At 53.6% G+C, this 12787-nt stretch carries 20 protein-coding genes; 5 read left to right on the top strand and 15 right to left on the bottom strand.

Annotated elements, in window-relative coordinates:
- Positions 1–13: 13 nt before the first annotated feature.
- The 4 genes from KNP68_RS02605 to KNP68_RS02590 all read right to left on the bottom strand — a co-directional run bounded on the left by KNP68_RS02605 (position 14) and on the right by KNP68_RS02590 (position 1747).
- The gene (locus tag KNP68_RS02605) at positions 14–316 is read right to left on the bottom strand and encodes a hypothetical protein (protein WP_029594486.1); all 303 of its coding nucleotides are present in this window, start codon (positions 314–316) and stop codon (positions 14–16) included.
- Between the two features lie 68 nt (positions 317–384).
- Positions 385–846, bottom strand: a complete 462-nt coding sequence (locus tag KNP68_RS02600; protein ID WP_165569441.1) for a GNAT family N-acetyltransferase — start codon at positions 844–846, stop codon at positions 385–387.
- Entirely contained in the window at positions 846–1166 is a 321-nt protein-coding gene (locus tag KNP68_RS02595) for a hypothetical protein (RefSeq protein ID WP_029594483.1), read from the bottom strand. Before KNP68_RS02595 ends, KNP68_RS02600 begins: the two co-directional genes overlap by 1 nt.
- A gap of 56 nt (positions 1167–1222) precedes the next feature.
- Positions 1223–1747, bottom strand: a complete 525-nt coding sequence (locus tag KNP68_RS02590) for a GrpB family protein (protein WP_021065900.1) — start codon at positions 1745–1747, stop codon at positions 1223–1225.
- 154 nt (positions 1748–1901) lie between these two features.
- Between KNP68_RS02590 and KNP68_RS02585 the strand changes: the two genes are divergently transcribed.
- Both KNP68_RS02585 and KNP68_RS02580 read left to right on the top strand, forming a co-directional pair.
- Complete coding sequence (locus tag KNP68_RS02585; RefSeq protein ID WP_021065899.1) at positions 1902–2444, top strand: TraR/DksA C4-type zinc finger protein; 543 nt, start codon at positions 1902–1904, stop codon at positions 2442–2444.
- A 140-nt stretch (positions 2445–2584) separates the two neighbouring features.
- Complete coding sequence (locus KNP68_RS02580; protein WP_029594482.1) at positions 2585–3064, top strand: helix-turn-helix transcriptional regulator; 480 nt, start codon at positions 2585–2587, stop codon at positions 3062–3064.
- A 17-nt stretch (positions 3065–3081) separates the two neighbouring features.
- On the opposite strand, the gene KNP68_RS02575 is transcribed toward KNP68_RS02580, so the two are convergent.
- From KNP68_RS02575 to KNP68_RS02565, 3 genes are all read right to left on the bottom strand, one after another.
- Positions 3082–4074, bottom strand: coding sequence for a M23 family metallopeptidase (locus tag KNP68_RS02575; RefSeq protein WP_214755972.1), 993 nt, complete (start codon positions 4072–4074; stop codon positions 3082–3084).
- Between the two features lie 168 nt (positions 4075–4242).
- Positions 4243–4422: a hypothetical protein gene (locus KNP68_RS02570; protein WP_029594480.1), complete on the bottom strand. Its 180-nt coding sequence runs from the start codon at positions 4420–4422 to the stop codon at positions 4243–4245.
- Positions 4422–5219 carry a GNAT family N-acetyltransferase gene (locus KNP68_RS02565; RefSeq protein ID WP_131472177.1) on the bottom strand — a complete coding sequence of 266 codons (798 nt, stop codon included), beginning with the start codon at positions 5217–5219 and terminating at the stop codon, positions 4422–4424. The genes KNP68_RS02570 and KNP68_RS02565 overlap by 1 nt, the downstream gene beginning before the upstream one ends.
- Positions 5220–5290: 71 nt before the next feature.
- Between KNP68_RS02565 and KNP68_RS02560 the strand changes: the two genes are divergently transcribed.
- Entirely contained in the window at positions 5291–5755 is a 465-nt protein-coding gene (locus tag KNP68_RS02560; protein WP_029594478.1) for a GNAT family N-acetyltransferase, read from the top strand.
- On the opposite strand, the gene KNP68_RS02555 is transcribed toward KNP68_RS02560, so the two are convergent.
- From KNP68_RS02555 to KNP68_RS02540, 4 genes are all read right to left on the bottom strand, one after another.
- Positions 5736–6323, bottom strand: coding sequence for a GNAT family N-acetyltransferase (locus KNP68_RS02555; protein WP_131472175.1), 588 nt, complete (start codon positions 6321–6323; stop codon positions 5736–5738). The genes KNP68_RS02560 and KNP68_RS02555 overlap by 20 nt on opposite strands.
- Before the next feature lie 91 nt (positions 6324–6414).
- Entirely contained in the window at positions 6415–7008 is a 594-nt protein-coding gene (locus tag KNP68_RS02550) for an NUDIX hydrolase (protein ID WP_214755968.1), read from the bottom strand.
- Positions 7005–8018: a S66 family peptidase gene (locus KNP68_RS02545; RefSeq protein WP_353048241.1), complete on the bottom strand. Its 1014-nt coding sequence runs from the start codon at positions 8016–8018 to the stop codon at positions 7005–7007. Before KNP68_RS02545 ends, KNP68_RS02550 begins: the two co-directional genes overlap by 4 nt.
- A 66-nt stretch (positions 8019–8084) precedes the next feature.
- Positions 8085–8390 (bottom strand): hypothetical protein, encoded by a 306-nt coding sequence (locus tag KNP68_RS02540; protein ID WP_214715791.1) that lies wholly within the window; start codon positions 8388–8390, stop codon positions 8085–8087.
- 147 nt (positions 8391–8537) lie between these two features.
- Here KNP68_RS02540 and KNP68_RS02535 point away from each other — a divergent pair, with 147 nt between their 5' ends.
- Together KNP68_RS02535 and KNP68_RS02530 are read left to right on the top strand one after the other, a co-directional pair.
- Positions 8538–8852: a hypothetical protein gene (locus tag KNP68_RS02535; protein WP_131472167.1), complete on the top strand. Its 315-nt coding sequence runs from the start codon at positions 8538–8540 to the stop codon at positions 8850–8852.
- An 85-nt stretch (positions 8853–8937) separates the two neighbouring features.
- Positions 8938–9723: an SDR family oxidoreductase gene (locus KNP68_RS02530; RefSeq protein ID WP_021065888.1), complete on the top strand. Its 786-nt coding sequence runs from the start codon at positions 8938–8940 to the stop codon at positions 9721–9723.
- 31 nt (positions 9724–9754) lie between these two features.
- Here the strand turns inward: KNP68_RS02530 and KNP68_RS02525 are convergent, their stop codons facing one another.
- The 4 genes from KNP68_RS02525 to KNP68_RS02510 all read right to left on the bottom strand — a co-directional run bounded on the left by KNP68_RS02525 (position 9755) and on the right by KNP68_RS02510 (position 12718).
- The gene (locus KNP68_RS02525) at positions 9755–10549 is read right to left on the bottom strand and encodes a GNAT family N-acetyltransferase (RefSeq protein WP_131472165.1); all 795 of its coding nucleotides are present in this window, start codon (positions 10547–10549) and stop codon (positions 9755–9757) included.
- Between the two features lie 67 nt (positions 10550–10616).
- Positions 10617–11117, bottom strand: coding sequence for an NUDIX hydrolase (locus KNP68_RS02520; protein WP_035385626.1), 501 nt, complete (start codon positions 11115–11117; stop codon positions 10617–10619).
- Positions 11114–12181 (bottom strand): saccharopine dehydrogenase family protein, encoded by a 1068-nt coding sequence (locus KNP68_RS02515; RefSeq protein ID WP_131472163.1) that lies wholly within the window; start codon positions 12179–12181, stop codon positions 11114–11116. Before KNP68_RS02515 ends, KNP68_RS02520 begins: the two co-directional genes overlap by 4 nt.
- 66 nt (positions 12182–12247) lie before the next feature.
- Positions 12248–12718, bottom strand: a complete 471-nt coding sequence (locus KNP68_RS02510; protein ID WP_131472161.1) for a hypothetical protein — start codon at positions 12716–12718, stop codon at positions 12248–12250.
- Between the last annotated feature and the right edge of the window lie 69 nt (positions 12719–12787).

Below are 12787 nucleotides of genomic sequence, written 5' to 3'. Positions count from 1 at the left end.
CCTAGGGCGTGGCTTATTTTTTATCTGGCATGAGCACGGTCTGCTGCGTCGGGACGCGACCGATCGGGACGGTCCGTTCGACGAGGACATAGCGCTTACCGTCTACTTCAAACTTCCGGTCGCCGAGATAATGGGCCGACTTCCCGTCTTCATACAGCTTCGTCAAAATCGCCGGCACATATTCATTCAAGTTCGTGTAATGCTCATCGAGCGTCATGACGATATTGCCTTTGCCATAGCCCAACCATTGGTTCGACATGAATAACATGAGCGAAATGGTGCCGATGACACCGATGACTAAAATGACTGTCTCCATCAAATCCTCCCCGATCTCGTATGTGTTTAAATGGCGTGATTATCGTACGCCAAGACTAATCTTCTACTTTAGAGATGCTTCACGACGAACTGTCGCTTCGGCTGAAAGCCAATTTCGCTATAAAACGCGGCCGCCGCTTCGTTCACCGACCAATAATCCAGTTCGATTGACGGAAATCCGTGTGCGATGGCATAGCGTTCCACTTCTTCCATGACCAAGCGTCCATACCCTCGCCGCTTCGCCTCCGGGTTAATGCTGATTTGATGCACGTAGAGTGTCCGGACAGCTTTCCGAAACGCGTTCGCCTCACTCACTCGCTCTTGAAAACAGACGTAGCCGACTGTGTCTCCGTCGACCTCTGCCGTGAAGAAATGATAATCGTCTCGCGCCATCATCTCCGAAAACGCCGCTTCCATCGAGGCGTGATTGTAAGGCGCAAAGAACGCCGGCGCCAACTGAAGATGATGTTCATGGATTGGACAGTTCAACGTCGCAATCAACGCCGCATCATCGGTTCGTATCAACTGCATCATAACGGCCACGAACCTTCATTTTTATAGTCCCGCGTCTCCGTGACCCCGTGCGGCTTTTCATCCCCACGCAACGTATGGTTTGTCGTTTCCTGCTCTTTGCCGTGCAAACGGTGTTGAATCGGACGGGCCAGGAAGTAGCCGCCGAACAAGGAGACCGGGAAAATGATAAAGGCGGTTCCTAGAAACAGGTAGGCGTATGCACGCATCTCGTCTGTTCCGACGAAGTGATTGACGCCATAGCGCAATCCAAAAAATAAGCCGACAAATAACAGTGCGACAAACGCGTACTCGATACATTTCCCGAGAAATCGTTTCATCTCATGACCCCCCTCAACTGATTAGTTTTCTGTACGAGATGAAACGGTAAAATGTTTCAAATTTGTTGGCGAGACATATACCACAACGTCGCCTCCTGCTCGGTCGCGGATACCCAGTCTTGTTTTCCTTGGATATAGCTCTCGATATCTTCCGGATGCTGGCTCGCCAATTGTTGTTTAAGCGCCGCATACTCGTCCCGTACGTCTGGGAACGTCATCAAATAATCGCGGAACGCGAGATGGCGGGTCACGCCTTCATCCCCTTCCTCGAACATATGGACGTGAATCGTCCGGACGTCTTCTCCTTTAGCGAAGAAACGCCGTCTCGGAATCCCATGCTCGCCGAAACTTCGATACCCGAGTGCCTCCATGTGCCCGACCCATTCATCAATCCGCTCGATTTCCCGTACGACCGGCATGATGTCGATAATCGGTTTCGCATCGAGTCCCGGCACCGACGTGCTTCCGATGTGATGAATGGCGACGATTTCCCCTTCAAATAAGCGTTCGAGTTTGGACGCCTCTTCCTTGAATTTCGTCTCCCATATCGGATCATACGGGACGACCTCTACTTTTCTCATGGTCCATTCCCTCCTTCACAATAATCGTTCCGTCTCTTTCATCATACCCGTTTTTCAAATCGTTTAGAAATCACCTTCGCCAATCGAAAGGTTTGTCCCGTCGCAAAATGGGAAATGCTAATATTAATGAAATCAGAACTGGAGAGTGGACCGCATGTTGACACAACAGCAGATTGATACGTTCAAAGAACGTCTATTAAAAGAGAAAGCGAAGACCGAAGGATATATGGAAAATCGGGAAGAAGTATATGACGAAGGGGAACTGTCCCACTACGATAACCATCCGGCAGACTCAGGAGAAGAATTATTCTTGCGCGAACGCGACCAAGCGCTAACTGAGCTCGATGAAGAGTTCTTGAGTGACGTCGACAAGGCGTTGCTCGCCATTGAGAACGGGACGTATGGCAAATGTGAGGTGTGCGGCGAAGACATCGAGTTGGACCGTCTTGAAATCATCCCTGAGGCGACGCTCTGCATCCAGCACGCGCGCGAGCAAGAAGAGAACGAGCACTTGACCGACCGCGAACGTCCGGTCGAAGAGGACGTGCTCAATCCATCTGAGACGGCTGCCCGGAAACAACTCGATGGGACCGACGAACCAGGCCAAAGCACGGATGCGTTCAGCCAAGTCGAAGATTTCGGGAGTTCGGACACGATTGCCGATAGCGAGGGCAATCATGACCCGACACGTGAATAACATCAGTCAGTGACCGAGCGAAAGGAGTCCCTCTCCTTTCGCTTTTTTGATGGCTCGAGGAAACGCCCTTCTTCATCCGATATCTTCCATCTTTCTATACCGCGTGATACACTGTGTAAAAATACACTTTAGGAGCAGGTATGCATACAAAAGAAACGTTTTCCGAACTGATTTCAAGCAAGCTCAAACTGATTCGTACCGAGCAAGGATTATCGCAAGAAGAACTATGTACGCTCGTCGGCATCTCGAAAAAAACGTTGATTCAAATCGAGAAGCGACGTCTGAACGCGAACTGGACGACGACGGTCGCCATCTGCGCTCTATTCAATCAAAGCCCATATCTCCATTCGTTGATTGGGGATCAACCGATCGAGTTCATTCGTCTCGTCGCCCATACCGACCCGAGCCTGGCGACGAAAACGTTGGGCGGACACGTCTGGTGGACGACGATTGAGCACCAAGGGAAGTACCGGATTCAACAGAATATGGTCAGTCAACATTACCGGATTCTCGACCACGACGACTTCCGCTGGTTCAGTACGTTCGACCGTGACGAGGCGTTCCGGAAATTAATCGAACTGCGCGCGACCCATGATGAGAAGGGAGACACAAAAAAATGACGCAACGAATCGTTGCGTCAATACGTCGCTTTGATGGGCGACGCGCCACCGAGCACTTCGGCGACATCCATCGGGTTGACCGTGTTGCCGGCCGAACTTGATGAATAAGCATATTCTCCTTGATGCACTTCGAAATGGAGGTGCGGACCTGACGAGTTGCCCGTGTTGCCGATTTGGCCAATGCCTTCGCCTTGGAGCAACGTCTGGCCTGTCTTCACTTCGATTTTATGCATATGGGCGTAGACCGTCGTCCACTTTTGACCATCGATTTCATGCTCGATGAAGACGTGTTTCCCATACGGGCCGCCTGATTTGACGTCCGTGACCGTCCCAGCCGCCGCCGCATAAATCGGTGTGCCGACGTTCGCCGCGATATCGAGCCCGTTATGGAACGTATATCCGAACTGGCCGCTTGCCGGTCCGTAACCTTGTGACAGACGTCCGGTCGCTGGCATCATAAACTTGTCAGGCGCAAGCGCCGCCGTTTGTTGCTTCAAGTCTTTCAATTGGGCCGCTTGCCCTTTCAACTGCTTATAGGCAGCCACGTGAGCCGAGCGGGCTTGTTGTCGCTCTGCTTTCACGTCCGCCCGTTTGCTCTCAAGCGCTTTTAATGATTGTTTCGTCTCAGCTTGTTTGGCTTGCAAATCACGCTTCGTCTCTTCAGACTCCGCCGCCTCTGCCTTGGCGCTCGGGAGCACGGTTGACAATACTTGTTTGAATAGAGACTTGTCAGCTGTCTCCGGATTCAATGCCGTCTCGAATGACGCGAGTTTTGATTTGGTCTGCTCAATCTTCTGATCGATTGCTTTCGCGCTCTGATCGATCGTTTCGACGTGACGTTTGGCTTTGGCGACCGATTGTTTCGACGTTTGAATCCGTTGTTCGGTCTGTTGAAGCGATTTCGTCGTCTTGACGAGGTCTTGCGGGGTAATTTGATCCGCGGATACAGCTGAAGTCCCTGATAGAATCAGGACGCCTGTACCGACGGTGACGAGTAGTTGTTTCCACATATATTGATAAAACCTCCAGATTGGATGATTCGCTAGCTTGATTAAAAAGCTACAAGTGCGAATATAGCATCCACGTCTGAAAAGTTCAATATATGAAGCATTTCATTTGTATGTCGAACATATCAAAACAGTGAACTCGCCATCCATAAACTTCATTGAAATTTCACATCATCGCCTCCGTTGTAGGACGATGACGATGATACTAACGGCAGCCAGGATGGTCAGCGCCGGTCCGCCGAACAAAAAGAGTCGATCGAGGCCAGATGGCAGGTTCGTCGTCAGACCGAGAATCGTGAACAAGTTCCCGACGATCAGACCGAGCATGAGGACAGGCAACAGGACGCGCATTACGTCTCTATCCCGGGCTTGATCATCTCGAATTGAGCAATCTCGTCCTGGACGAACCCGAGCTGTCGCGCTGCCGAGAGCAACGCCGGGCGATCCGACGTCAACGTCAGGCGAATCGGTCCTTCAGCCGCGGCCGCACGCAATAACCATTCGGCGTCCTCGTCGCGACCGAACACATCCAGCAACAGACTGCCCCGGAAGAGCAGTGCTCCGCTCGTCTCGCCTTCCCTCACTCGCACGAGCTCGGTCTGTTGTTGCGTTGTGCGGACATCGACTTGCCAAATCGGTGTGTGCCCCGCTGCCGGATAATACGTATCGAACAGTTCAAGGATCGGTGCCGGTTCCCGTGTCGCGTTCGTCTCGGTCGGTACGGATTGAAAGTACATAATCTCTCGGACGACACGGTACCCGAGTCGGTCATAGAGGGCGAGCGCGGGATCGTTCCCTTGAATGACCTCGAGCAGACGCTTCCCCGTCGCCTGTTCATCGAACTGTCGCATCAATTCGTGCGCGATGCCGAGATGTCGGTAATCAGGGGCGACGGCCAAGCCGCCGCAACGAGTGACCCATCCCGTATCGAGGTGCGCCACGCCGCTCAACATGACGGCAACAGGCCGACCGTCCGTATAGGCGACGACGGAACGCGTCGGCTGGTTTTGATCGCGGACGAGGAAAACGGCCTCGAACTGGGCCTCATTCATGTCAAAGCGAATCATGTAATCGGAAAAGCCGTCCATGAAGGCTCGATACAAATCTTGGAGCGGTGGATGTTGGACATAAGAAATCACTGGATGCATCACGTGCTCGTTCCCTTCACTTATATTTCGGTATACTGGTGGAGACAGCTAATCATGGAGGAGGATTCATCATGACGACGAGACTCGAACCACTTCGAGAGGCCCATTGGCCCATCTTGAACACATTCACGTTACCGCTCGATCAAGAAAAATATACGACACTCCCGATTGACCTCGATTCCCCCCTCTTAGACGGGATTCATCCTATCGTCATCGTGGCCGAAGAGCCCGTCGGCTTCTTTTTGCTCCATGATACGGAACGGGTCGCCTCGTATACAGAGGCAGACGACGCGTTGTTGCTCTCGATGTTCTCGATTAACCATTCGGCGCAAGGGAACGGCCATGCCAAAGCGGCACTCCACCAGTTGCCGAACTATGTACGAGCCCACTTCCCTCATAAACACGAGGTCGTGCTATCGGTCAATCTGAAAAACGAAGCCGCCTTTTCCCTTTATCAGACGGTCGGATTCATCGACACGAAGCGCCGAATCGACGGCCCCATCGGCCCGCAGCGCATCATGTCGCTAGCGGTATAAGTTCGCCTGGCAACAGGCCATACACGGCCGTGTCCGTCAGTCGCATCCCATCAGCGGACAAGTCTTCGTTCCGGAGCATGCCTTCTAGCTGAAAGCCGAGCCGTTCCGGAATCAAGCGACTGCCTTCGTTCGTCGACTCGCAGCGAATCTCGATCCGTTTGAAATCGAACTGGGCGCAACCGAAACGGACGACCGCCTCGACCGCTTCCGTCATATAGCCACGACCGGTATGCGTCGAATCGAGCCAATACCCGATTTCCGCTTTCGGGACGTCCCAATCAATCCCGAACAGGCTGACCGTCCCCACGAACGTCCCCGTCTCCCGTAAAAAGATGAGATACCGGAAACTTTCGCCTGTTCCGTACAATTCTTGCGCCCGTTGTAAATTCGCTTCCGTCTCAGACAACGTCGGTACGTCTTGCGCGAACGGGAGCCATCGCTTCAACTCTTCATGCGATCTCCGAATCGACTCGTTAACGACACGCGCATCCGTATCGGCGAGCGGTGCCCGTAAATACAGACGCGCCGTCTCCAAGCCGAGCGGGATTGTGTCTGGTCCTGTTTTCATCTTTCTTCCCCCTCTTTACTTACGAAAACACCAAATGAGCAAGCCGCCTATCCCGACCACGAGCACGACGTGAAGCAGTTGCCATAGGACTTCAATCATGGCGTTCCTCTTGAGCGGCTTTTACACCTGCCATCACTTGCTCCCAGTAGTTGGTCGGGTGTGGTACGAGATCGCGTTTCATCACGACCCGTGTCTCTCCTGAGATGACCGATGTCGTCTCCACCTCGGATTTCGTCCCGTCAATCAGTGCGTGCAGCGCCTTGATCTCGACCGAGACGACATCGGCCACTTCCGTTTCGTCCAACGTGAACGCTTCGCCATCATACGAATAGACGTACGTGTGGGCGAACTCGCGGTCTAAAAACGTATCCGTCTCGATGACGTCTTCGAAGACGCCGAGCGGAGTCAGTTGGTCGAGTGTCAATTCGAGTCCTAACTCTTCTTGAATCTCGCGCACCCCGTCACGAACGGTCTCCCCGGCGCTCAAGTGCCCGGCGGCCGTGATATCGAACAACGCGGGGAAGTCCGCCTTCGTATCGCTGCGAAGCTGTAACAGGAGGCGGTCGTGATCCATCATCCAGCAGTGGAACGTCTCATGCCAATCCCCGTCCCGATGAACGTCTGCCCGTGATTTCAAGCCGATTTTCTTCCGACGGTGGTCGACGATTGTAATGAACTCGATCATGGCATCACCCCGTTCTCTAAAAAGGTGATCGTTCCCGCCGTCGCGTCGAGTTCGACCTCGATGCCAATCGGAAACACATGGGACGGGAACGTATGCCCGATATCGACGTTCGTCAAAATCGGGAAGTCGACGTCTCCGAGCACTTCGAGCAACAAGTCCTCAAATGAAAACGGCGCGCCGGCCGCATCGAAATGTTCATGCTTTCCGATGACGAGACCGCTGATGACGTCGAATACCCCGGCGAGCTTGAGCATGCTGAGGGAACGCTCCTCGTCCGCCATCGTCTTGAACGAGTCTTCTAAAAAGAGAATCGCACCGGTCACATCAGGGAAATAATCCGACTTTAAAAAGCCGGTCATCGTGTTCATGTTCCCGCCAATCAACCGCCCCTGGGCCTGTCCGTCTCGAAGGGTAAGCCAGCCGTCATTCGGACGGAACGTCTTCTCCCGGTCCTGGGTCGACCAATCGATCATCTCCTCGGTCCACTCTCGGGGCACGTCGAGCGTATACGGTGCCGTCCGTTCTAAACCGAGCACCTCTCGCACGTAACGTTCCCCATCCGCGAACATCGTCTCGTACTCTCCGAACGACGGGACGATGGCCGGACCGTAAAATGTCGTCACTCCCGTCTGCGTATAACAAGCGAGGAGGAGCGCCGTGACATCGCTATAGCCCATGATGATTTTCGGCTGTCGTCGCAACGCTTCATAATCGATATACGGTAAGAGCGAATTTGAGTTCGTCCCGCCAATCGTACTGATGATCGCTTTGACGTCCGGGTCACGCAATAGCGCGTTGACCTCTTCGGCCCGTTCTTGAATCGAGGCCGAGCGATATCCTTCCGAACGATGCGTGCATGAGCCTTCCTGAACGATGAATCCCATCCGTTTCAGTTGTTCGATTCCGCGCGTGTATCGTTCCGGGAACCGTGCCGGTGCCGGGAACGACGGTGTGATGATTCCAATCGTGTCTCCCGGTCGTAGCGCCGGGGGGTGCTTCTTCGTTAACACAGTCATCCCTCCATCAAGTGCGATGCCTTCACTGTACGAGTTTCAAGAGTCGGATGACAACCTAGTTCAAAACAAATCAGGGTCTTCCGAAAGGGTCCGTGCTTTTCGGATTTTCTGCGGCCGTCCGGTCCAACCAAGTGTGAGAAAGAAGAAACCGCCTCCGATGACACAGGACAACCCGACCAGTCCCGCGACGATGCCGTCAAATCCGAAGCGTTCCCCGCTCACGACGAGCAACAGTGGCGAAAAAAGCAAAGCCACGCCTAGTAGCAATACGCCACCCCACATCCGTCGCCGTGGAAACCCGATTGTCCACCAGCCGAATGCCACCAATCCTAAAACGATTAATCCAATCATTCCGATTAGAACCATCCTCAGCGCCTCCACTCTTCAAATTGTCTTGTTTTATTCCGCGTCAACAATTGAAAATCCTGTCAAAAAGGCACTATAGAATTCCTGCAAACCGGGTAAATAACTATTGGAAACCACCGTACCGGAATCGCACAGAGGAGGAACACCATGAGAACCCGACTCATCTTTGCTCTGGCATTTATCGGTCTTTTTTTAGTTGCTGTTTATTGGATCAGTACACGGGACGACCATCAAATCGAAGGTCGAATCGAACAGATTGACATCCCACAGCTGATGATTGGACCACATGACTTGTCAGACGACGAGTTAACGTTGCAGACGATATTAATCAACGAACGAACGAAAGTGACAGGAGAAGCGAACGATGTGCAACAACTCCGGGTCGGACAAGTCGTCACGGTCGAACTCGATCGCGACGCCAAGTTGAAAATCGCGGTATCGATTCACGTTCAACCCGAATGAGTCGTTTCACCTTTTTTCAGAAAACGGGCTTAGGTTTCATAGAACGGTGGAATATGAGAACAGGAAGCTGAAAGGAGCGAATTGAATGATTTCAAATACATTGTTATCGGGGAAGGTCGCCTTCATCACAGGCGCGGCATCTGGAATCGGACGTGCCACTGTCATCCGGTTCGTCCAAGCCGGGGCGAAAGTCGCCATCGTCGATTTGAACTTAGAAGACGCGGAACAACTTGCGACTCTGATTGGAGAAGAGCGTGCCATCGGCATCAGTGCCGATGTGGGGAACGAAGACGAGATGAAACGAGCGTACGAGCAGACGGTTGAACGTTTCGGCCGCGTCGACATCGTCTTCGCGAACGCAGGACGAAACGGCACGATCACACCAATCGAGCACTTGTCGCTCGAAGATTGGAACGGTGTCGTCGAGACGAACTTGACGGGCACGTTCTTGACGGTGAAACATGCCATCCCTCATTTAAAAGAACGAGGCGGCAGTGTCATCATCACGTCGTCTATCAACGGAAACCGTTACTTCAAAAACTTTGGGTTCAGCGGCTATGCGACGACGAAAGCCGGCCAGACCGGATTCGCCAAAATGGCAGCAGCCGAGCTCGCCCAATTCGGCATTCGCGTCAACTCGATTTGCCCGGGGGCCATCGACACGAACATCGATGACTCGACGAATCGCGATGACGCCTTGCTCGAAGAAATCGTCATCCCGATCGAGTATCCGGAAGGAAATCAACCGTTGGCCGGGAAATCCGGCACGGCCAAACAAGTCGCGGACGTCGTCTTGTTCTTCGCGAGCAACATGTCGAGTCACGTCACCGGCTCTGAGGTGTACGTCGACGGTGCCGAATCATTACTTTAACAACAACAGGTCGCCCCGCGGGGCGACCTGTTTATTTGAGAATTGGGCTTTTCATGACGGCTTTCTGGTAAAACGGAATGAATCCTAAGCGCTCCATGTTCCGTCCCGAGGCCGTATCGACTTTCGTCGTCACGGTCACGTACTGGCAACCGGCTGCTTTTGCGGCCGCAATCCGTTCCAAGATGAGCTGTGTCTGATAGCCTCTGCCCCGATAAGCGGGAATCGTGCTCGTCAAAAACAGTTCGCCCATTCCGTCCTGGACGGCAAGAATCCCACCGGCGACGGCCATCTCACCTTCGCGGACGAGAAACGCCTGGTTTTCGGGTAACGCGTAGAAGCCTTTCGCGGTATCAATCGTCTCTTGCATGACCGTCCCAGTCTCGGCAAAGCCGGCCGCGATGGCTCGAGCCCACTCGTTCACGTTATCGGCGTGCACGCGTTCGACCGCATGCTCCATATCCGGGAATACGAACGTGTTCACGTCGAGCAACCACACGTCCAGGAAGTGGTCGAGCGTATAGTTTCGCTCTTGGAGCAACCGAATGAGTGACATGTCCGCGAGCGGACAAACCTCGATATGTAGGCGGGACACGTTCTTGCCGCGTACCCATTTCTCCATCTGGTGCAAATCGTAAAAACTGGTCGGTCGATTCAAACCGAAGCCGACCGCAAAACTCGTATTGCCCATCCGAAAGACGTGGCCTTTGTTTTCGACAATCAATTCCGAACCTTCATAGGGAGGGGACTGTTTCCGATGCCGAATATAGGCAGACGTCCCTTCCGCTTTGATGCGTTCGATCCGCCTGGCTAGTTCTAAGCGTCTCATCTCGTTCCCTCCCCACTAATCTCCCCTGAGTTTACCACACTTCGATTGCGAACAGATTGTGATTCCGTTACAAGGCGAGACGCAAGTCTGACTCAAATCGAAGTAACCGTTCCCGGACAGATGGGACGAGATCATCCAGGGCCATCAATTCTGACCAATCGACGAGACGAACCGCTACGACTTCGTCTTCCTGAAGCACCAAGTCATCAAGTTGCAGCGGAGTATCGGTTTGATAGCGATACAGGTCTAGAAAATATGTCTCGCGGCGTAACGTCGCCACCCACTCCAACTGGTCAGGTTCGATCCAGAGACCAATCTCTTCACCAAGTTCACGAATGGCACCGTCACGGCTCGTTTCACCGGCAAGAACGGAACCACCCGTCCCTTCCCAAAGAAGTGGGTGCGTCTTGCCTGGATGGCGTTGCGAGAGCAACACGTTTCCGTTCACATCAAACGTGAACACCTCGATGACGGTATGATACGTGTCCACTGCTAACTGTTCGCCGCGCACGTGCGTTTTGCCGAGCGGACGCCGCTCTCCGTCGACTAAATCCCATTGCTCACTCAAAGCCGGACCTCGTCAACGACAAACGAGGATGACCCTTCAATCTCTTCGATGAAGTGTGATCCGAACAGCATCGCCGGTGTGAAGCTGCCAGGGATGACGCGGCCTGAACTGACAAGTCGTGACACGACCTCAAGCGCCCCGTACACGGTAAAGGCATATGTGCTCGCCGTCTTGATGCGGACGATCACTTTACGTCCTGAGGCGTTCGTCGCTTCGCCCCAGACATACGTCGAGGAGCGTTCCCGTTCTGACTCGTCCGGTCCGCTCACATGTTCATCAACATAACGGAGCAGTTTCCCTTGCACCGCGTCGCTGCCGAGAATCGGACTGAACCAAGACAAAAGACGCGCCCCGTAAGCGTAAGCCGTAGGGACCGGGACCCACGTCGTGATGTTCGGAATGCCCGTCGTATAATAGGCGGTCGAGACGTCTCCCCATGGAATGGCGATGGCCGTTTTCTTGCCGCGTCCGAAATCGATGTGACGACGTTTCTCGCCCAGCGGGAACGGTGTCAATTCGCCATCTTTTCGTTCGGCACTGCTCGACCCTAGCCCACGGATTGCTGTTTTCAGCGTCCCGCGCGAGATACCGGCGGCGGCCGAGAAACCGAGTGCGAGATTCGTCGCGTCCGGCATCAGCTCTTTCAGCTTCCGGGCCACACAGTCGGTCGGAATGACGTCGAATCCGACACCCGAACAGAGCAACACGCCTGCTTCTTGTGCGAGCTTAGCCCGTTTCTTCGAGTGGATGTATTCGAACACCTCGATTTCCCCGGTAATATCCAAGTAATGTGTCTTCGTGGCGAGACACGCCTCGACCATCGGCCGACTCGTATCGGCGAACGGTCCGGCACAGTGTAACACGAGGTCGATGTCTTCCAATTGGCGTGTCGCCTTATCAAGCGACAAGTTGAAGACGCGCGTCTCGCACCCGAGCTCCTCCCCGAGCTTGGCGATCGCGTCCGCACGCCGACCCGCGAGCACCGGTGTCATCCCTTGTTTCACCGCTTGACGGGCAATCAGTTCGCCTGTATATCCGTTCGCCCCATAAATCATCCATTTCATCACGATTCCTCCTTCAACTCTGCAAACATGTCTTTTCTTTGTTCCCTATCCTGCCAACTTTCACCCTTATAAACGATGCATCACGTCTTGCATCACACCGCCCAAATAGACGATGCCAAAAGCCGCCACTACGACACCGACTGGGATGATGAGACTCGACCAAGCCTGTCTCGTTTCGAATCGACAGTCTTTATGCGACAAGTAGCGGTCAATCATCCAATATAAAACTGCCGCTCCTGCACCAAGCCAGAGCAAAACAAGTCCGAACCCGATATGTAAGCCAAACGAGACGAGCGGCTCGAACCGCATCGACATTCGGCGTGCCACCCAGTCGCTGAACACTGATGTCAACACCCCATACGTGACGATGACCGGGAAACTGACTGACAAATAGGTGGCCGTCAACATGAGAAGCCCGTTCACCGTGTCCGCTATCCCTCCGCTATCCGGATATTGCGGGATGACGACCCAACATGCCAACAAGAACGAATAAACCGGGGTCGTAAGTGACGCCGCGATGATTTTTCTAGTCCACATGTCCATCCTCCTCTTCCCCTCTCACTCTACACGACCCGACTAAAAAGCGCACAAAAAAACCAGCCTCGT

Origin of the sequence: Exiguobacterium sp. s50, from assembly GCF_018618175.1 — a bacterium.
In the GTDB taxonomy this organism is placed as follows: domain Bacteria; phylum Bacillota; class Bacilli; order Exiguobacteriales; family Exiguobacteriaceae; genus Exiguobacterium; species Exiguobacterium chiriqhucha.
This window is presented reverse-complemented; position numbering and strand designations above follow the sequence as displayed.